The following is a 17,712-nucleotide window of genomic DNA, read 5'->3' as shown; positions in this document are numbered from 1 at the left end:
CCCGGCCCGGGCGATGTCCTCAGGGGTGAGGTGTTCGCCCCCGGCCGTCCGGTGAGGGTCAGATGGCCGTCAGGGTGAGCGTGGCGGTGTAGGTACCGGCCACGGTCGAGGTCGGCGCGTCGAGGGCCAGGTCGGCGCCGAGGTGGGCGGTGCCCAGACCGGTGCCGTTGGCCAGCGAGCGGGACGACTTCAGACCGGCCGAACCGGCGTCGCCGGGGGCGACACCGTGCGCGGCGGCGACCGCGGCACCCGGGGCGACCGTCTGGGACGCGCCCTTGTCGATCAGCTTCGGGGACCAGCCGAGGTTCTGGCCGTTGATCAGGTGCGAGCCACCGTCGGAGAAGTCGGTGACCTGGCCGCTGACGCTCCAGCCCGGGTTGCCGGCACGGGTGTCCGTGAGGGTGACCGGGTTGATGGCGCCCGCGGTGGAGAGCAGGTCGCCGTTGCTGTTCAGCTGCGGCGAGGGCAGCGTCACGTGCGGGTTGTCGACGCTGATGACCAGGGCACCGGCCTCGACCGTGGTGGTGATGTCCTCGGACGCGGTGACACCCTGGAAGGCGCCGACCACGTAGGGGACGGCACCGGAGGTGGAGCCGAGGTGGGCGGCGGTGTCCGCGGGGACGAACACGGCCGTGAAGGAGTGGTCGCCCTCACCGAGGCTGCTGGTGGTGAAGGAGGCCTGGCCGCCGACGACCTGGACGGTGCCCAGGGTGGAGGTGGTGCCGCCCACGGTGTCCTGGAACCTGACGGAGCCGGCCGCCGAGGCGGGCGACACCGAGGCCGTCATGGAGACCGGGCTGAACCTGGTGGCCGTACCGGCCGGGGAGACCGCGAGCGCCGTGGTGGTCTGGGTCGCCGGGGCGGCCTCGACGGTGTAGGCGACGGCGGTGGAGGTGGAGCCGTTGTAGCCGGCGCCGGCCGGGGTGAAGACCGCGGTCAGCTGGTGGCCGCCCGCGCCCAGGGCGCTGGTGACGAGCTGGGCCTGGCCGTCGGCGACGGTGACCGGGCCGCCGAGGGCCTGGCCGTTGTCACGGAACTGGACCTGGCCGCCCGCGGCCGCCGGGGCGACGGTCGCGGTCAGGGTGACCGGGGTGCCCGCGGTGACCGGCGAGGCCGGGGAGACCGCGAGGGAGGTGGCGGTGTCGGTGACCGCGGCCGGGTCGGAGTTCTGGTACGTCGTGTTGGACGTGAACCAGATCGAGGCCGGGAAGTCGCCGAGGCTGGTGGCGTTGAACGCGGTGCGGCAGGTGACCTTGAAGGTGTACTTGCCGGTCAGGTTCGTGAAGCCCGCCGTGTTGGCGTAGTCCCGCATCGTGGAGGTCAGCGGGATGATCAGACCACCGCTGGGCGCGGTGCCGTAGCTGCCGATCGGCGAGTTGCCGACCACGTTCTGGCCGCCGGCCGGGAAGCCGGTGCCCGTCACCGAGACGATGACGTTGGTGGCGCCTGCCGGGCAGGCCGCCGAGGTGGTCAGGGAGATACCGCTGGTGTCCGCACCGGTGGCCGGGGTGACCTCGGCGGTGCCGATCTCGGCGGCCTGGGCGGCCGGAGCCGCGACGATGCCGCCGGCCAGCACGGCGAGGGCACCCGCGATGCCGCCCGCCAGCGCCCGCGAGAGGGTCTTCTTCAGCACTGTCGTGCTCTCCTTCTTACGAAGTTCTCAGAAGTCAGGGGGTCTGCTTGGAGGTGTCGCCGCACTGCGGGCTGGTCGCGAAGCCGTAGGTGTTGATCACCGCGGGCTGCTGGCAGACCAGGGAGTTGCCGCCGACGAAGACCGTGCTCCACGGGGCGGTGGTGAGCTTCGACGTCGGGATCACGTTGTAGACGTCGCGCTTGATCGCGAAGTCGCTGTTCAGCACGTTCGGCGCCTTGTCGTCGATCGTGCCGAGGATCGCGCGGCCGCGGAGGTCGGCGATGGTCTGCGACGCCTGGGAGTTGTACTGCGCGATGGAGAACGGGACGATCGACTTGTCGTCGACGACACGGCCGTCGTGCTCCTGCACCGGGCCGTTCTTGTTGTCCTTCACGCAGGGGTAGTTGCCCGAGGTGATGTCGCCCTCGGTGAGGCCGACCTGGCCCAGCCAGAAGCTGCGGGTGCCGGAACCGGCCTGCGGCAGCAGGGGGGTCACGTCGTAGTTCGGGCCGGTGCCCACGTAGTTGGGGTCGCAGTGGTAGATGGCCGTGAGGTCGGCCTTGGAGAGCTTGCGCGGCACGACCGACGACGGCGTGATCGCGTAGGTCACCGCGTCCACGGCGAACGGCACATAGGTCAGGCCGTTGGCGGTGGCGGCCAGGTTCAGGCTGGAGGAGCGGGAGAAGTCCAGGCAGCCGTTGGCGGCACCCAGGGAGTTCACCAGGGCGGTACGGCCCGCACCCGAGCCGTTCGGGCGGGCCATGCTGCAGCCCGTGGCCTTGGTGGTGATGGTGGCGGAGCCCGTGGCGTCGTAGGAGCCGATGACCTTCTGGCCGCCGATGGTGATCGCGTTGGCCAGGCCGTTCATGACGTCCTGCGTGGTGTCGGAACCGACACCGGCCAGCTGGCGGTACTGGGGCGGGCCGGACGGGTCGGCCGAGGCCTGCGAGACGCTGAGGGTGCCCGTGACGAGGCCGGCGAGACCCACGGCGGCAACTGCGGCCATTCTCTTGTTCACTTGCTTGATACCTCTCGACTAGGCTTTGCCGGGCGGTGATGCCCGGCGCGGTGGTTCAGGACAGTTCGTTGGCGCGGACCTGTCGGTGGATCGGGCCGGGCATCACCTCTTTCGGACGGGTGACTGTCGGTCCCTGCGCCGGTCGGTCACGGCCAGGGCCAGTCGCGGTACGGCCCTCGGGAGGAGGGGACCGCAGACGGCGGCGGCGAGGCCGGCGACGAGGGCGATCAGGAGGGCGTAGCGCACGGCGCCGAGCGCCCAGGCGGGAGTACGCAGCAGCGGGCTGCCCGCGGCAGCCGCCGGTGTGGTGGACGGATTCCCGAAGGGGCCGCCGCTCGCGGCGCTCTCGGTGGCGGACGGAGAGGTGCTCGGGTCCCCGGCGCCGCCGGCCGGCCCGCCGCCGGGGCCCGTCCCGCCGGCCGGATCGCCTCCACCCGTGCCGCCGCTGTCGCCGCCCGGACCGCCGTTCCCGCCGGAGGAGTCGCCGCCGGTGGTCGGCTCGGTGGGCGCCTTGGCCCCGGCCCGGCGCACGATCGCGTCGGCGGCCTCGCGGGTCTGGGTGCGCAGCGCGCCGGGCAGGGGGGCGTAGCCCTCGGGGAGGGTGCCCGCCGCCACGCCGGGAATCTGTCCGTCGCCGACCCCGTACCTCAGCAGGGCGGCGTACTCGCCGGCCGCCTTCCTGTCGAGCAGCTCGGGGACGGTCGCGGCGTAGACGAGCTGGGTGAGCGGGTAGGCGGCCCGGCTCCTGGTGGTGGGGTCGGCGACCAGGAATCCGGGGACGCCGCTGGGCTTCATGGCCGCCTGCGCGGCCAGCAGTCCGCGGTTGTCGGGGGCGACGAACTCACCGGCCGCGTTCTGGAGTCTCGCCGTGACCAGGCCGTAGCGGGCGGCGGTCGCCGAGTCGGTGAGGGCCAGCATGGCCCGTCGGCCCGCGGGCTGGAGCGGGTCCTTCTTGTAGCCCGGCGGGGTGGAGGTGGGGTCCCATGCGGTACGGGCCAGGGTGTCGCCGCGCGCGGCGGCGCGGGCCGCGACGTGCAGGTCGCCGGCGTAGGGGCGCTTGTCCTGGATGCACAGAGGTTGATCCGGATGGTCCTCGAACTGCTGGCAGAACGGGTCGCTCTTGGGGAACTCGCTGCGCGGCAGGGTCATGCCCTCGTAGGCCGGGTTCAGCTTCATGCCCGAGAAGGCGGGGTCGCCGTGACCGCCCTCGTTGTCGGGGGTGCCGGCCAGGAACTCGGCGGCCGCCGGGTCGCTCTTCACCCACTCCCACAGTGCCCAGGTCGCGTCGGACACCGGCTGGGACACGAGCGCGTCACCGAGGGTGCCGACGAAGAGGAGGTCCTTGTAGTCCGGGTTGTGCTTCAGGAACTCGGGGTCGTGGCCGAGGTTGAAGGGGTTCTTCCGGGTGCTCTCCGCCAGGCGGGAGTTGCCGTCCTGGTACGACTCGGTGAGCAGCTTGGCGACCAGGCGCGCGGTGAGGTTCAGCGACCGCAGCCGGGTGCCGTTGCGGGCCTTGACCTCGGCGGGGGCGTCGAACCCCGCCTGGCTCTCGATGAAGAAGCCGAAGGCCAGACCGGACAGGGAGACGGGGGCGTAGACCGGGCGTCGGTCGGCGGGCACCGTGCCGCGGGCGGGCGGGCGGCCGAAGAACACCAGACTCTGTTCCTCGCCCTGCGTCAGCTGTCCGCGGGCCGTGTCGTCGGTGACGGACGAGTAGGAGTAGATGGTCCTTCCCGCCTCGGTGCACATCGCGGGCTGCCAGCGCTCGACGGCCTCGCGGACGAGCTCGGAGCCGAGTGTGGCCCGCTCCTGCGCGCCCAGCGGGCAGAAGGTGCCGATCCGCTCGAACTGCAGCGGTACGACGAGACGGTGCTTCCAGTTGCTCGCGCTGAGCGGCGACGACTGGAGCATGCCGCCGGACTGGGTGGTGTACGAGGTGCCGTCGACCTCCTTGTCGTTGCGCGGCACGACGACCAGCCAGCACTTGCGTCCCACGGTGGACGACCCGTCGACCTTCTCGCCGCAGCCGAGGCCGGGGGCCTCCATGCCGGTCTGGGCCTCGAACCACACCTCGCCCCTGCCGCTGGGGCCGCTGCGGGCGTAGGGGACCTCGTTGGTGGTGTTGCCGTCGAAGAAGTCGTTCGAACCGGGCGTGCTGAACACGTCCCCGGAGACCGAGCGGAACGGCATGAAGGACAGGCCCGTCGGGGAAGGCGGCGGCAGCTCCTGCCCGGGGTCCTTCAGCCCGCTGCCGTAGCTGAGCTGGCGGGAGTTGGTGAAGGCTCCGGCCGTCTGGCCGCCGGCGCCCGAGCCGAAGTCCGACGAGCCGCCGAACTGGCACTGCCGGGGGTCGGGGCCACCGCCGCCGTCGCCCCAGCACTGCATGATCTGGAGGTAGTTCGCGGAGTAGTCGGAGGGCGAGACCGTCTGGGCGGCGCCCTTCCAGGACACCTTGACGACCTGGTTGACCAGGTTTCGGGTCTGACTGACCGTCACCTTCAGGCTCGCGAAGTCGCCCTTGCCCGAGACGGTCACCTCGGAGGAGGTGCCGGCCGCCGCCGCGGGGGCGGGCGCCGAGACCAGCGCGGTGACGCCGATCACGGAGCACAGGGTGACCGCCACGGCCGTGGACGTGGTGAGGAAGCGGCGCGCCGCGCCGGACACGGCGGACCTGCGGACTGCGGAGATCATGCGCGCCCGCCCCGCCTCAGCCGCCGCCCGAGCAGCGGGGGCCCGACCGTGAGGGCGACCAGCAGCACGCCGGCCACCGCCATGAGGGCCGTGCGGGTGCCCGAGCTGATGCTGCGGGAGGTGCTGACGGGCACGGCGAAGGCGTCCACACCGGTGCCGCCGGCCGCCGCGCCGCCGTCGGCGCCGATGACCTGGCCGGTGTCGGGGTCGACCGTCGCGCCGCCGGTCCCGCCGGAGGCCGCGGTGCCGCCGCTGTCCGCGCCGGTGCCGCCGCCCGTGGTGCCCGCGCCGCCGACGGTGGTTCCCGCGCCGCCGGTGCCGGAGCCGCCCGTGGAGCCGGAGCCGTTGCCGCCGCCCGTGCCGCCGCTGCCGCCGGTCGAGCCGCCTGTCGAGCCACCGGAGCCGCCGCCGACCTGGGTCGGTGTCTTGGCACCGCCCGTGCCGGTCGCGCACTGGCTGGAGCCGCGCTTGTCACAGGACTTGGGGTACGGGGCCGTCTTGGCGAGGGTGTTGCTGCCGTCGCTGGAGAAGGTGGGGTTGTTGCACTTCTTGATGTCGATCCGCTGCGTGTCGACGCCGGGGACCTTGCGGACCTGGTCCAGGCCCGCCTGCACCAGGTTGATCGGCAGCGGCGAGTAGCCGAGGCTGTCCACCTTGCGCTGGCCCTCGCACAGGACGTAGTAGGCGAAGGCGCCGAGGGTCTTGCCCTTCTGGGGGTTGAAGTTCTGCTCGGCCCTGGTCGGAATGATCATGTAGCTGTAGCTGGACAGCGGGTACGAGCGCGGGTCGCCGCTGTTGTAGACGTCGTCGAGGATCTGGGTCAGATACCTCGGCGAGCGGGGGTTCTGGTCGATGCGCGCCTTCAGCAGCGCCACCGCCACGTTCTTCGCGGTCGGCTCGACGTAGTACCCGCTCCTGTTCAGCACCTTGGCGACCGGGAACCTGGTCGTGTAGACGGCGTAGGAGTACTCGACGTAGGTGATGGTGCCGACGTTGCCGGGCTGGGAGACGTAGCCGGAGACGCCGTTGGAGCCGGACTGGCCGACGAAGCCGCTGCCGGAGACGACGGGGTAGTTGGACGTGGCGCCGCAGGGCGTGGTGCGGCCCGCGCGGCGGCAGTAGTCGTCCCACAGACCCTGGTACTGCTTGCTCATCCAGGTGGTGAACTGCGCGGTCGTGCCGGAGCCGTCGGAGCGGACCACGGGCACCACCCGGCGGGCGGGCAGCGCGGCGGCGAGCCCCGGGTTGTCGGCCTTGATGGCCGGGTCGTTCCAGGTCTTGATCTGACCGGTGAACATCTTGGCGATCACGTCGCCGGACAGCCGCAGGTTGGTGACCCGCCTGTTGCCGATGGTCAGGTTGTACATGAACGAGGTACCGCCGGCCACGATCGGCATGTACGCGTACTTGCGCGCGGGCGGGTTGTCGACGACCCCGGAGTCCTTGATGCCGTACGGGATCTCGGAGACGGCGTAGTCCACGGTGCCGTTGCGGAACTGGTTGCGGCCGTCGGAGGAACCCGTGCCGTTGTAGGTCAGGTTCATGCCGTACTGCTTGACGTTGGCCCGCCACTGGTCGATCGCGTTCTGGCTCCAGGTGGAGCCCGCGCCCGAGATCGGCACGTAGGTCGCCGCGTGCGCGGGCAGGGCGCCGAGGAACAGGGCGGCGAGCAGCACGAGCGCGGTGACGGCCCGCGTACGGACGTGGGTGGACGTGGCCGGAGGTGATCCGGGCATAACGGGGAACTCCTGGTCGGTGATGTCGCGGGTGTGTGCGGCGGCGGGTTACGCCGGGTTCGGTCCGGACCGGTCGGCGGCCGGCCGGTGCCGTGCGCCGGTGGGCGGGTGGGGGCGCCGGGCGCGCGCGGACATGCGCTGGACGTCGCGCCGTGAGGCCAGCACGCGGCGGTGGCGCTGGCCGCGGGTCAGTTCGCCGGGGCCGCGCCCGCCGGCCACGCGGGCCAGCACGAACAGCAGCAGGACGAGGGCCATGAGGAGCGCGGCGGTGCCGAACCCCCGGACGATGAAGCTGGGCTGCGGCGAGCGCACCAGGTCGAAGGTGGCCAGCGGCAGCGAGATCTGGGGGCCGTTGAACGGGTCGGCGTTCAGGCCGGCGTTGACACCGGAGGTGAGCAGCACGGGCGAGGTCTCGCCGATGCCGCGGGCGGTGCCGAGGATCACGGCGGTGGTCAGGCCGGAGCGGGCGGTGGGCAGCACCACCGTCCACACCGTGCGCCAGCGGCTCGCGCCGAGGGCGTAGGAGGCCTCGCGCAGGGAGCCGGGCACCAGCCTCAGCACCACGTCGGCGGCGCGGATGATGATCGGCAGCATCATCACGCTGAGCGCGAGGGCTGCGGCGAGGCCGGACTTGTCGAAGCCCAGCATCAGGATCACCGTGGCGTAGATGAACAGACCGGCGACGATCGAGGGCAGGGCGGTCATCGCCTCGACGATGGTGCGCACGAAACGCGCGTAGCGTCCGGGCACCTCGTTGAGGAACACCGCGCACGACAGACCGAGCGGGACGGTGACCAGCAGCGAGATGGCGATCTGCCACAGCGTGCCGACGATCGCGTGGACCATGCCGCCCTTGGAGAGCGGCTCCAGCGGGCCGGTGCTGGACATGTCCTCGGTGAAGAAGTTGAGGTGCACCAGCGCCGAGCGGCCGCGCCACAGGGTGAACGCCACCACCATCACCAGCGCGCCGAGCAGCAGCAGGGCGAGGCTCTGCCAGACGACGGCGGCGACCTTGTCGCGTACGGCAGGCCCGTCCTCGTCGAAGGAGACGAGGGTGGCGTACAGGCCGAGGAAGCACAGGTACGCGACGACGACGAAGCCGAGGACCGAGTCGAACGGGGCGACCCAGACGAACAGCAGAGCGGTCAGGGAGAGCGAGCCGGCGGCGGCGCCGGCCAGGGCGAGCAGGTCGGAGGCGTGCACGGTCGAGGTGGAGCGGCGCGTCTCCGGGCCGTTCCCGGCGACGGGCAGCACGGTCGCGGGCTGTTCGAGGACGTCGGTGGTCATGGTTCAGGCCTCCGCGCCGGCGCCCGAGCGGCTGCGGGCCGCGATCGAGGACGCGACGAAGTTGACGACGAGGGTCAGGACGAACAGCGCGAGGCCGGCGGCCATCAGGGCCGACATGCCGAAGCCGCTCGACGAGCCGTAGCGCAGGGCGATCAGCGAGGAGACGGAGTTGGCGCCGTTCTCCAGGACGTGCCACTGGATCTTGAACACCGGCGAGATGATCATGAAGATGGCGATCGTCTCGCCCAGCGCCCGGCCGAGGCCGAGCATGGTGCCGCCGATGATGCCGCCGCGGCCGTACGGCAGGACCACCGCGCGGATCATGCCCCACCGGGTCGAGCCCAGCGCCAGCGCGCCCTCCCGCTCGCCCTGGGGCGCCTGGGAGAACGTCTCGCGCATCACCGAGCAGGCGATCGGCGTGACCATCAGGGCCACGACCATGCCCGCGATGAAGGTCGAGGAGGTGTAGGCGGTGGCCGTCTGGAGCGGGTCGCCCGGGTCGGCCCCGTCCACCCGGAAGACCGGGATCCAGGCGAAGTAGGTGGAGATCCAGCGGGAGACCCCGGTCACCTCCCCCTGGAACAGGAACAGGCCCCACAGGCCGAACACCACGCTGGGCACGGCGGCCATCAGGTCGACCAGGCTGATCAGGGTCCGCTTCAGCTTCCGCGGCGCGTACTCCGAGATGTACAGCGCGGTGCCGAGCGCCAGCGGCAGCGCGAAGCAGATCGCCGTCACGCCGATCAGCACCGTGCCGGTCAGGACGGCGGCGATGCCGAAGTTGTGCGAGTCCGGCTCCCACGCCTCGGTGGTGATGAAGTCCCACCCGGCCACGCGCAGTGCCTGGGCCGCGCGGTAGGTGAGGAACACGCCGACCAGCAGCATGATCGCCAGTACTCCGGCCCCGCTGCCGCGCAGCAGGCCCCGGAAGACGCGGTCCACCGGCTCGACGCGGCCGGGCGAGACCCGCCGCGCGTCGTCGGTGGGGCCGGCCTCCGGTCCGGGCTCGGGCGAGGACCCAAGCCTGGGCATGACAACGCTCATCTCGCACCCGATCCGGCGCGGCGCGTGACGCCGCGGTCCTCGGCGGCGGCCCGGGACCGGACCGCTCGTTCGTCCTTCGTCCGGGGCGGCGTCGGCTCGGTGAGCTCCGCCACCGGGACCGCGTTCAGGAACTGCCCGAGGTTGTACTGGCAGTCCCGCTGCCGCTGGTACGGCCGTCCGGCGTTCGCCGCGGCACGGCCGTCGATCTCCAGGCGCCAGCTCCAGCCACCGGCCGACTCCGTGGTCGTCAGCAGCACCCGGGCGTCCCCGATCCGCTCGCGCAGCGTCAGCAGCGCGGCCCGGCACTCGGCGAACCCGGCGTACATCTCGGCGCTGCGGCCCAGCTCACGATGGTTGGAGCCGACGAGCCGCCAGCCGACGCGATCGCCCTCCCCCGCCCCCACGGGTCTTCGCTGCGCCCCGCGCACGACGTACAGAAAACGCGACGGAACCATGGAAACCACCCCCTCCCTGTCGCCCCAGGGACTGTTTTCCGCCACCGGCGAAGAACAGCCCAAAGCGCACTGAGAGTCCCGGACCTGTGTACGAGCTGAGCCCACAGATGAGTGAAGGCCGAACGCAGGTGAGATGAACGAGAGGGTTCGCTGCTTGTGGAGATTCCGAGGAGAGCGACCCGAACCCCACCCACCTGTCCTGACAGCGCCGGGACATGGGAATCCCCCGGCGCGGGCGTGCCGCGCCGGGGGATCCGGGTGAGGTGGCAGGACCGGGAACGGCCCTGGTACCGGCTAGTCGACCTCCGCGACCGCCTCCGCGAACTGGGCCTTGTACAGGCGGGCGTACGCGCCGTCCGCGGACAGCAGGTCCGTGTGGGCGCCCTGTTCGACTATGGAGCCGTTCTCCATGACCAGGATCGTGTCCGCGTCGCGGATCGTGGAGAGGCGGTGGGCGATGACGAACGACGTGCGGCCGTGGGCGAGTTTGGACATGGCCTTCTGGATGAGGACCTCCGTGCGGGTGTCGACCGAGGACGTCGCCTCGTCCAGGACCAGGATCACCGGGTCGGAGAGGAACGCGCGGGCGATGGTGACGAGCTGCTTCTCGCCCGCGCTGACGCCCGTGCCCTCGTCGTCGATCACCGTGTCGTAGCCGTCCGGGAGCGTGCGGATGAAACGGTCCGCGTGGGCCGCACGCGCGGCCTCCTCGACCTCACCGCGCGTGACCTCCCGCGAGGCCCCGTACGCGATGTTCTCCGCGATCGTGCCGCCGAACAGCCAGGTGTCCTGGAGGACCATGCCGATGGCGGACCGCAGGTCGTCGCGGGACATCCCGGCGATGTCGGCGCCGTCGAGGGTGATCCGCCCGCCGGACACCTCGTAGAACCGCATCAGCAGGTTGACCAGCGTGGTCTTGCCCGCGCCGGTCGGCCCGACGATCGCGACCGTCTGCCCCGGCTCGACCTTCAGCGACAGGTCCTCGATGAGCGGCTTGTCGGGGTCGTAGCGGAAGGAGACCTCCTCCAGCGCGACCCGCCCGCGCAGCTCCTGCGGCCGCCCGCCCGCCACCGGGTCCGCCGACTGCTCGGGCGCGTCCAGGAGTTCGAAGACCCGCTCGGCGGAGGCGACGCCCGACTGCACGAGGTTCGCCATCGACGCGATCTGCGTCAGCGGCATGGAGAACTGGCGGGAGTACTGGATGAACGCCTGCACGTCGCCGATCGAGAGGGAACCGGACGCCACCCGCAGTCCGCCGACCACCGCCACCAGCACATAGTTGATGTTCGACACGAACATCATCAGCGGCTGCATGATCCCGCTGTTGAACTGCGCCTTGAACCCGGCCTCGTACAGCGCCTCGTTCTGCTCGGCGAACTGCTTCGCCGACTCCTGCTGCCGCCCGAACACCTTCACCAGCGTGTGGCCGGTGTACATCTCCTCGATGTGCGCGTTCAGCTGCCCCGTGGTCCGCCACTGCTGCACGAAGTGCGGCTGCGACCGCTTGCCGACCCGGGTCGCCACGACGAACGACAGCGGCACGGTCACCAGCGCGACCAGCGCGAGTATCCAGGACACCCAGAACATCATCGCCAGTACGCCGATGACGGTGAGCACCGAGTTGATCAGCTGCCCCATCGACTGCTGGAGGGTCTGCCCGATGTTGTCGATGTCGTTGGTGGCCCGGCTGAGCACCTCACCGCGCCGGCTCTTGTCGAAGTACGACAGCGGCAGCCGGGACAGCTTCGTCTGCACGTCCTCGCGCATCCGGAACATGGTGTTGTTGACCGACCGGTTGACCAGCCGCGTCGCCACCGCCATCAGCAGACCGGCGGCCAGGAACACCCCGAGCGCGATCAGCAGCACATGCCCGACGGCGGTGAAGTCGATGCCCTCGCCGGGGGTGAAGTCGGTGCCGCCCAGCATGTCGGCGACCTCGCCGTCGCCGCGCCCGCGCATCCCGTCGAGGACCTGCTCCTTGGTCTGCCCGGGCTCCATCTCCCGCCCGACCAGCCCCGCGAACACCAGGTCGGTGGCCGTGCCGAGGATCTTCGGACCGGCCACCGAGAGGCCCACGCTGACGATCACGCACAACAGCAGCAGACCGATCGTCAGCCGTTCCGGGCGGAACTGCCCGACGAGCCGTTTGAACGACCCCTTGAAGTCCAGCGAGCGCTGGTCGGGGCCGCCGCCGGCCATCATCCGCCCCATGGGCCCGGCCATCAGGCGGCCTCCGCTTCCGTCAGCTGGGAGAGCACGATCTCCCGGTAGGTCTCGTTGTCCGCCATCAGCTCGTGGTGGCGGCCCTCACCGACCACCCGGCCCTCGTCCAGCACGACGATCCGGTCCGCGTCCCGGATGGTCGCCACCCGCTGGGCCACGATCACCACCGTCGCCTCGGCCGTCTCCCGGGACAGCGCGGCCCGCAGGGCGGCGTCGGTGGAGTAGTCGAGCGCCGAGAAGGAGTCGTCGAACAGATAGATCTCCGGGCGCTGCACCAGCGTGCGGGCGATCGCCAGGCGCTGCCGCTGACCGCCGGAGACGTTGGTGCCGCCCTGCGCGATCGGCGCGTCCAGACCGCCCTCCAGCGCCTCCACGAACTCCTTGGCCTGCGCCACCTCCAGCGCGTGCCACAGCTCCGCGTCGGTGGCGTCCGGATCGCCGTAGCGCAGATTCGTCGCGACCGTGCCCGCGAACAGGTACGGCTTCTGCGGCACGAGGCCGACCACCCGTGCCAGCACCTGCGGGTCCACCCCGGCCACGTCCTCCCCGTCGACCAGCACCCGCCCCTCGGTGACGTCGAACAGCCGCGGCACCAGTCCCAGCAGGGTGGACTTGCCGCTGCCGGTCGAGCCGATCACGGCCGTGGTCTGCCCCGGGCGGGCCACCAGGTCCACGTTCCTGAGCACCGGCTCCTCGGCGCCGGGGTAGCGGAACCCGGCGCCGCGGATCTCCAGATGCCCGTGCCGGCGCAGCTCGCGCACCGGGTCCGCCGGCGGCACCACACTGCTCTCGGTGTCCAGGACCTCCTGGACACGCTCGGCACAGACCTCGGCGCGCGGCACCATCATGAACATGAAGGTGGCCATCATCACGGACATCACGATCTGCATCAGATAGGCGAGGAACGCCGTCAGATCGCCGATCTCCATGCCGCCGCTGTCGATGCGGTGCGCGCCGAACCACACCACCGCGATCGACGACAGGTTCACCACCGTCATCACGATGGGGAACATCAGCGCGAGCAGCCGGCCGGTGCCCAGCGACATCTCGGTCAGCTCGGTGTTGGACTTCCGGAACCGCTGCTGCTCGTACTCGTCGCGGACGAAGGCGCGGATGACGCGGTTGCCGGTGATCTGCTCGCGCAGCACCCGGTTCACCGTGTCCAGCCGCTCCTGCATGGACCGGAACAGCGGCCGCAGCGCCCGCACGATCAGCGTCACGCAGATGCCGAGCACCGGCACCACCGCGATCAGCACGGCGGACAGCGGCACGTCCAGGCCGAGGGCCATCACGATGCCGCCGACGCACATGATCGGCGCCGACGCGAGCAGCGTGAACGCCATCAGGGCCAGCATCTGCACCTGCTGGACGTCGTTGGTCGTCCGGGTGATCAGCGAGGGCGCGCCGAAGTGGCCGAGCTCGCGCGAGGAGAAGGACTGGACGCGCTCGAAGACGGCGGCGCGCACGTCCCGGCCGAGCGCGGCGGCCGTGCGGGCACCGTGGTGGACGGCGCCGATGTTGCACACGACCTGGACCACCGAGATGGCGATCATGAGCGCGCCGAAGCCGAGGATGTAGCCCGTGTCCCCGCGCACGACACCGTTGTCGATGATGTCCGCGTTGAGGGTGGGCAGGTAGAGGGTGGCGCACGTCTGGAGGAACTGGAGCAGCACCAGCAGGGCGATGGGTTTGCGGTAGGGACTGAGGTAGGTCCGCAGAAGTCGTATGAGCACGTCGCTTCTCTCGGAGTCGGCGGGGTCCGGCGATGGGGGCGAATGGTTGCCCTTGGCCCCTATCGTCGGACACCGCACCCGCGTTACCTCAACCGATTAACGCCCCGGCGCGCCGCGGTCCGTCCGTTACTGCCGGAACGCCCCGGGATGCGTCTGCTCCCGCACCGACACGAACTGCTGGCGCACCGCCTGTCCCACGGCCAGGTCGTCGCCCGGGTCGAGCACCTGCCCGGCCGCGCCCTGCCACGGCGGCGGGGTGCGCGGGTCGAGTGTGCCCTGCGACACGCCGAGGGCCCAGGCGGCCTGCCGGGCGGCGCCGATCGCGGCGTAGTCGGCCGGCTGCGGCACCACGACCCGCGCCCCGAACAGCGCGGGCGCTGCCGCCTGCACCGCGGGCAGCTCGGCGGCGGGGCCCAGCAGGAAGATCCGCCGCACCTCCACGCCCCGCCCGCGCAGCACGTCCAGGGCGTCGGCGAGCCCGCACAGCATGCCCTCGAAGGCGGCCCGCGCCAGGTGCTCCGGGCGCATCGCCTCGCGCCTGAGGCCCGCCAGGGTCCCGGCGGTGTGCGGCAGATGCGGGGTGCGCTCGCCCTCCAGATAGGGCAGCAGCACCAGCCCGTGCGCGCCGGGCGTGGACTTCATCGCCAGGTCGGACAGCGCCTCGAGATCGGGCAGCCCGAGCAGCTCGGCGGTGCCGCGCAGGGCCCGTACGGCGTTCAGGGTGGTCACCACCGGCAGATGCATCCCGGTCGCGTCGGCGAGCGAGGTGATCATCCCGGTGGCGTCGTGCAGCGGCTCGGGGTGCACGGCCATCACCGAGCCGGACGCGCCCAGCGACACGACGGCGTCACCGAACCCCACCCCCAGCCCGAACGCGGCGGCCATGGTCTCGCCGGTCCCGGCCGAGATCAGCAGGCCCTCCGGCGTGGTGCCGGCCGCCTCGGCGGGCCCGATCACCTCGGGCAGCATCACCTGGTGACCGAGCGCCAGCTCCACCAGATCGGGCCGGTAGGCGCCGGTCGCCGCCGACCAGTAGCCGGTCCCGGAGGCCCCGCCCCGGTCGGTCGTCCGGCGCGCCGGACGGCCCAGCAGCTGCCAGACCAGCCAGTCGTGGGCCTGCATCAGCCCGGCGGTGCGCAGCGCGTTGTCCGGCTCGCTCCTCTGGAGCCAGCGCAGTTTGGTGATCGCCTGTGCGGCGGTGGGGACGCTGCCCACCGCCTGCGACCAGGCCTCGCGGCCGCCGAGCGCGTCGGTCAGGTCCGCGGCGGCGACCTGGGCGCGCTTGTCGCCGCCGACCATCGCCGGGCGCACGGTGCCGCCCTGCGTGTCCAGCGGGACCACGGCGTTGGCCTGCGAGGAGACGCCGATGGCCTGGACGCCCTCCAGCAGCCCGCCGCCGGCCGCCTCACCGAGGGAGAGCAGCCAGACCTGCGGGTCCACGTCACTGGGGCGTGTGTCGTCGGCGCCCTCCGCCGGGTGAGGGGCGTACCCCTGCCTCAGTACCGACCCGGTGTCCGTGTCACAGACCACGATGCGCGTGAAATCGGGTGAGCTGTCCAACCCGGCGACTATCCCCATGAGTGAGATTTTGCCGTACGCGGGCCGCATCGGCGTTCACAGGATCAGGTGTTGCTCGTGCCCCAGTCGTCGTCCTCCGGGAAGCTGCCGTTGCGGTCCCGCAGATGACGGACCCGGGCGGCCACGGAGGCGGGGATCCGGTCGCCCACCTTGGTGCCCACCGCGTGGAAGGCCTTGCCGGTGAACTCGCGGCCCTGGTGCGCGGCGGTCTCCGCGGTGTTGCGGACGGCCGGGTTCTGGGCGACCCGGCGGGCGGACTTCTTCAGCTGTTCGTAGCGCTCGCGCCCGGCACGTGTGCCCAGCACGTAACCCGCGGCCAGTCCGACGACGAACGTGAGCTTGTAGCGCATGGCGGAGCCACCCTTCCGTGGTGGTGGAGAACCGATTGGCGGAGCACCCCCCTGCTTGCGCTAATGTATGTGTCGCAGCGAGCGAGCGCCCACTGGCGAATACCCAGGTAGGTACGTTCGATGCAACGAGGCATTCCTCCGTAGCTCAATTGGCAGAGCAGCCGGCTGTTAACCGGCAGGTTACTGGTTCGAGTCCAGTCGGGGGAGCTCGGTCCTCCGTAGCTCAATTGGCAGAGCAGCCGGCTGTTAACCGGCAGGTTACTGGTTCGAGTCCAGTCGGGGGAGCATCGTGAAGAGGACCCCTCCGGGGTCCTTTTTCATGTCCGGTTCGGGCCGGGTGGAACCGCCGCAGCCAGGGCGGAGTCTCCATGGTCACGAAGGCAGCGGTAAGCCGACCATCCGGAGCAGGAGATCGTATGAGCGGCTATGCTGCGGCAGACGGCGCGCACACATGTACGCGACACGCCGCTATGGGGCGGTAGCTCAGCCGGTTAGAGCAGCGGACTCATAATCCGTCGGCCGTGGGTTCGAGTCCCACCCGCCCCACCACAAGCCTGCCGTGCAGGAACGTTAGTCCAGATACCCCCGCAGCTGGTCCGCGAACGCGTGGTCCCTCAGCTTGTTCAGGGTCTTCGACTCGATCTGCCGGATGCGCTCCCGGGTCACCCCGAAGATGCGGCCTATCTCCTCCAGCGTGCGCGGCCGTCCGTCCATCAGGCCGTAGCGCAGCTGGACCACCTTGCGCTCCCGCTCCCCCAGCGTCGACAGCACCGCCTCCAGGTGCTCCCTCAGCAGCAGGAACGCGGCCGACTCGACCGGGGAGGCGGCGTCGCCGTCCTCGATGAGGTCGCCGAGCGCCACGTCGTCCTCCTCGCCGACCGGCGCGTGCAGCGAGACAGGCTCCTGGGCCAGGCGCAGCACCTCGCCCACCCGCTCGGGCGCCAGGTCCAGTTGGCCGGCCACCTCCTCCGGGGTCGGCTCGTAGCCGCGCTCCTGGAGCATGCGGCGCTGCACGCGCACCACACGGTTGATGAGCTCGACGACATGGACGGGCACCCGGATGGTGCGGGCCTGGTCGGCGAGGGCGCGGGACATGGCCTGGCGGATCCACCAGGTGGCGTAGGTGGAGAACTTGTAGCCGCGGGCGTAGTCGAACTTCTCCACCGCCCGGATCAGCCCGAGGTTGCCCTCCTGGACCAGGTCGAGCATGGTCAGGCCGCGGCCGACGTACCGTTTGGCGACCGACACCACCAGGCGCAGATTCGCCTCGATGAGACGCCGTTTGGCCATCCGGCCCATGACGACGAGCCGGTCGAGGTCGAGCGCGAGCCGGGTGTCCAGGTGGGGGGTGCTGAGCAGCTTCTCCTCGGCGAACAGGCCGGCCTCGACGCGGCGGGCGAGGTCGACCTCCTCGGCGGCGGTGAGCAGCGGGATGCGGCCGATCTCCCGCAGGTACTGGCGGAACAGGTCCGAGGACGGCGCGCTGGTGTCGGCGCGTGCGGGAGCCGGTTCGGCGGGCTCGGGGGCCTCCGCCGCCTCCAGCGCCCCGGCGGGTGGTTCGGCCGGCTCGGACGCCGGCTCGGGGCCGGCCTCGGGTCGGAGCGTGGCACGGCCCTGCGGCGGTACGGCGACGAGCATGCCGCCGTCGGGGCCGGGCTCCGGCCCGTCGGTGTCGGTGTCGTTCTGGACGAGGGTCTGGGTCTGCACGGGGGCGACCTCCAGGGTGATCGCTGCGGAGTGGCACGGCAGCGCTGCTTCGGGGGCGGAGTCGGCGGCCTCGCCGCTGTCCGTCCCGTCCGCGATGAGCGGAATCGCGGGGGTGGGGGACCCGTCGGGGACGGATCGGCCGCGCTCCGGGGACTCAGGCACCGGGACCCAGTGTGGGGTAAGACACATCGCCGCCACGAGGGGCGTGCGAGGACTTTTTGGGACCGGTCCGTGACCGCGTGGTTACCGTGACGGCA

Annotated in this window: 12 protein-coding genes and 3 tRNA genes; 3 read left to right on the top strand and 12 right to left on the bottom strand. The window is 71.5% G+C overall.

Going from position 1 to position 17,712, the window contains the following annotated elements:
- Nucleotides 1-58: 58 nt before the first annotated feature.
- From ACFYR0_RS02645 to ACFYR0_RS02595, 11 genes are all read right to left on the bottom strand, one after another.
- Nucleotides 59-1,633, bottom strand: coding sequence for an Ig-like domain repeat protein (locus ACFYR0_RS02645; RefSeq protein WP_389320982.1), 1,575 nt, complete (start codon nt 1,631-1,633; stop codon nt 59-61).
- A 34-nt stretch (nt 1,634-1,667) separates the two neighbouring features.
- Nucleotides 1,668-2,651 (bottom strand): substrate-binding domain-containing protein, encoded by a 984-nt coding sequence (locus ACFYR0_RS02640; protein ID WP_389320979.1) that lies wholly within the window; start codon nt 2,649-2,651, stop codon nt 1,668-1,670.
- Nucleotides 2,652-2,753: 102 nt separating this feature from the next.
- The gene (locus ACFYR0_RS02635; RefSeq protein ID WP_389320976.1) at nt 2,754-5,342 is read right to left on the bottom strand and encodes a hypothetical protein; all 2,589 of its coding nucleotides are present in this window, start codon (nt 5,340-5,342) and stop codon (nt 2,754-2,756) included.
- Nucleotides 5,339-7,078 (bottom strand): phosphate ABC transporter substrate-binding protein PstS, encoded by a 1,740-nt coding sequence (pstS, locus tag ACFYR0_RS02630; protein WP_389320973.1) that lies wholly within the window; start codon nt 7,076-7,078, stop codon nt 5,339-5,341. The genes ACFYR0_RS02635 and pstS overlap by 4 nt, the downstream gene beginning before the upstream one ends.
- 48 nt (nt 7,079-7,126) lie before the next feature.
- On the bottom strand, nt 7,127-8,365 hold the full coding sequence (gene pstA / locus ACFYR0_RS02625) for a phosphate ABC transporter permease PstA (protein ID WP_389320970.1): 1,239 nt from the start codon (nt 8,363-8,365) through the stop codon (nt 7,127-7,129).
- Between the two features lie 3 nt (nt 8,366-8,368).
- Nucleotides 8,369-9,397 carry a phosphate ABC transporter permease subunit PstC gene (pstC, locus tag ACFYR0_RS02620; protein WP_389320967.1) on the bottom strand — a complete coding sequence of 343 codons (1,029 nt, stop codon included), beginning with the start codon at nt 9,395-9,397 and terminating at the stop codon, nt 8,369-8,371.
- Between the two features lie 8 nt (nt 9,398-9,405).
- A complete protein-coding gene (locus ACFYR0_RS02615) occupies nt 9,406-9,864 on the bottom strand; it encodes a hypothetical protein (RefSeq protein WP_389320964.1) in 459 nt (152 codons plus the stop codon).
- A gap of 294 nt (nt 9,865-10,158) precedes the next feature.
- On the bottom strand, nt 10,159-12,087 hold the full coding sequence (locus tag ACFYR0_RS02610) for an ABC transporter ATP-binding protein (protein WP_389320961.1): 1,929 nt from the start codon (nt 12,085-12,087) through the stop codon (nt 10,159-10,161).
- Nucleotides 12,087-13,820, bottom strand: coding sequence for an ABC transporter ATP-binding protein (locus ACFYR0_RS02605; RefSeq protein ID WP_389320958.1), 1,734 nt, complete (start codon nt 13,818-13,820; stop codon nt 12,087-12,089). The genes ACFYR0_RS02610 and ACFYR0_RS02605 overlap by 1 nt, the downstream gene beginning before the upstream one ends.
- Nucleotides 13,821-13,946: 126 nt before the next feature.
- Entirely contained in the window at nt 13,947-15,398 is a 1,452-nt protein-coding gene (locus ACFYR0_RS02600) for an FGGY family carbohydrate kinase (RefSeq protein ID WP_389320955.1), read from the bottom strand.
- A 44-nt stretch (nt 15,399-15,442) separates the two neighbouring features.
- The gene (locus tag ACFYR0_RS02595) at nt 15,443-15,748 is read right to left on the bottom strand and encodes a YtxH domain-containing protein (RefSeq protein WP_389320952.1); all 306 of its coding nucleotides are present in this window, start codon (nt 15,746-15,748) and stop codon (nt 15,443-15,445) included.
- A 134-nt stretch (nt 15,749-15,882) separates the two neighbouring features.
- Here ACFYR0_RS02595 and ACFYR0_RS02590 point away from each other — a divergent pair.
- The 3 genes from ACFYR0_RS02590 to ACFYR0_RS02580 all read left to right on the top strand — a co-directional run bounded on the left by ACFYR0_RS02590 (nt 15,883) and on the right by ACFYR0_RS02580 (nt 16,297).
- Nucleotides 15,883-15,955 (top strand) — tRNA-Asn (locus tag ACFYR0_RS02590).
- A 5-nt stretch (nt 15,956-15,960) separates the two neighbouring features.
- A tRNA-Asn gene (locus ACFYR0_RS02585) sits at nt 15,961-16,033 on the top strand.
- A gap of 187 nt (nt 16,034-16,220) precedes the next feature.
- Nucleotides 16,221-16,297, top strand: a tRNA-Ile gene (locus ACFYR0_RS02580).
- 21 nt (nt 16,298-16,318) lie between these two features.
- Here ACFYR0_RS02580 and ACFYR0_RS02575 read toward each other — a convergent pair.
- Nucleotides 16,319-17,617 (bottom strand): RNA polymerase sigma factor, encoded by a 1,299-nt coding sequence (locus ACFYR0_RS02575; RefSeq protein ID WP_389320949.1) that lies wholly within the window; start codon nt 17,615-17,617, stop codon nt 16,319-16,321.
- Nucleotides 17,618-17,712: the final 95 nt, after the last annotated feature.

The sequence above is a fragment of the Streptomyces sp. NPDC005017 genome (assembly GCF_042873115.1).
Lineage (GTDB): Bacteria > Actinomycetota > Actinomycetes > Streptomycetales > Streptomycetaceae > Streptomyces.
This window is presented reverse-complemented; position numbering and strand designations above follow the sequence as displayed.

Bases quoted from the DNA above. Each gene is read 5' to 3' on its own strand.
- pstS (WP_389320973.1), bottom strand. From the start codon at position 7,078: ATGCCCGGATCACCTCCGGCCACGTCCACCCACGTCCGTACGCGGGCC.
- pstC (WP_389320967.1), bottom strand. From the start codon at position 9,397: ATGCCCAGGCTTGGGTCCTCGCCCGAGCCCGGACCGGAGGCCGGCCCC.
- pstA (WP_389320970.1), bottom strand. From the start codon at position 8,365: ATGACCACCGACGTCCTCGAACAGCCCGCGACCGTGCTGCCCGTCGCC.
- ACFYR0_RS02635 (WP_389320976.1), bottom strand. From the start codon at position 5,342: ATGATCTCCGCAGTCCGCAGGTCCGCCGTGTCCGGCGCGGCGCGCCGC.
- ACFYR0_RS02595 (WP_389320952.1), bottom strand. From the start codon at position 15,748: ATGCGCTACAAGCTCACGTTCGTCGTCGGACTGGCCGCGGGTTACGTG.
- ACFYR0_RS02610 (WP_389320961.1), bottom strand. From the start codon at position 12,087: ATGGCCGGGCCCATGGGGCGGATGATGGCCGGCGGCGGCCCCGACCAG.
- ACFYR0_RS02615 (WP_389320964.1), bottom strand. From the start codon at position 9,864: ATGGTTCCGTCGCGTTTTCTGTACGTCGTGCGCGGGGCGCAGCGAAGA.
- ACFYR0_RS02600 (WP_389320955.1), bottom strand. From the start codon at position 15,398: ATGGGGATAGTCGCCGGGTTGGACAGCTCACCCGATTTCACGCGCATC.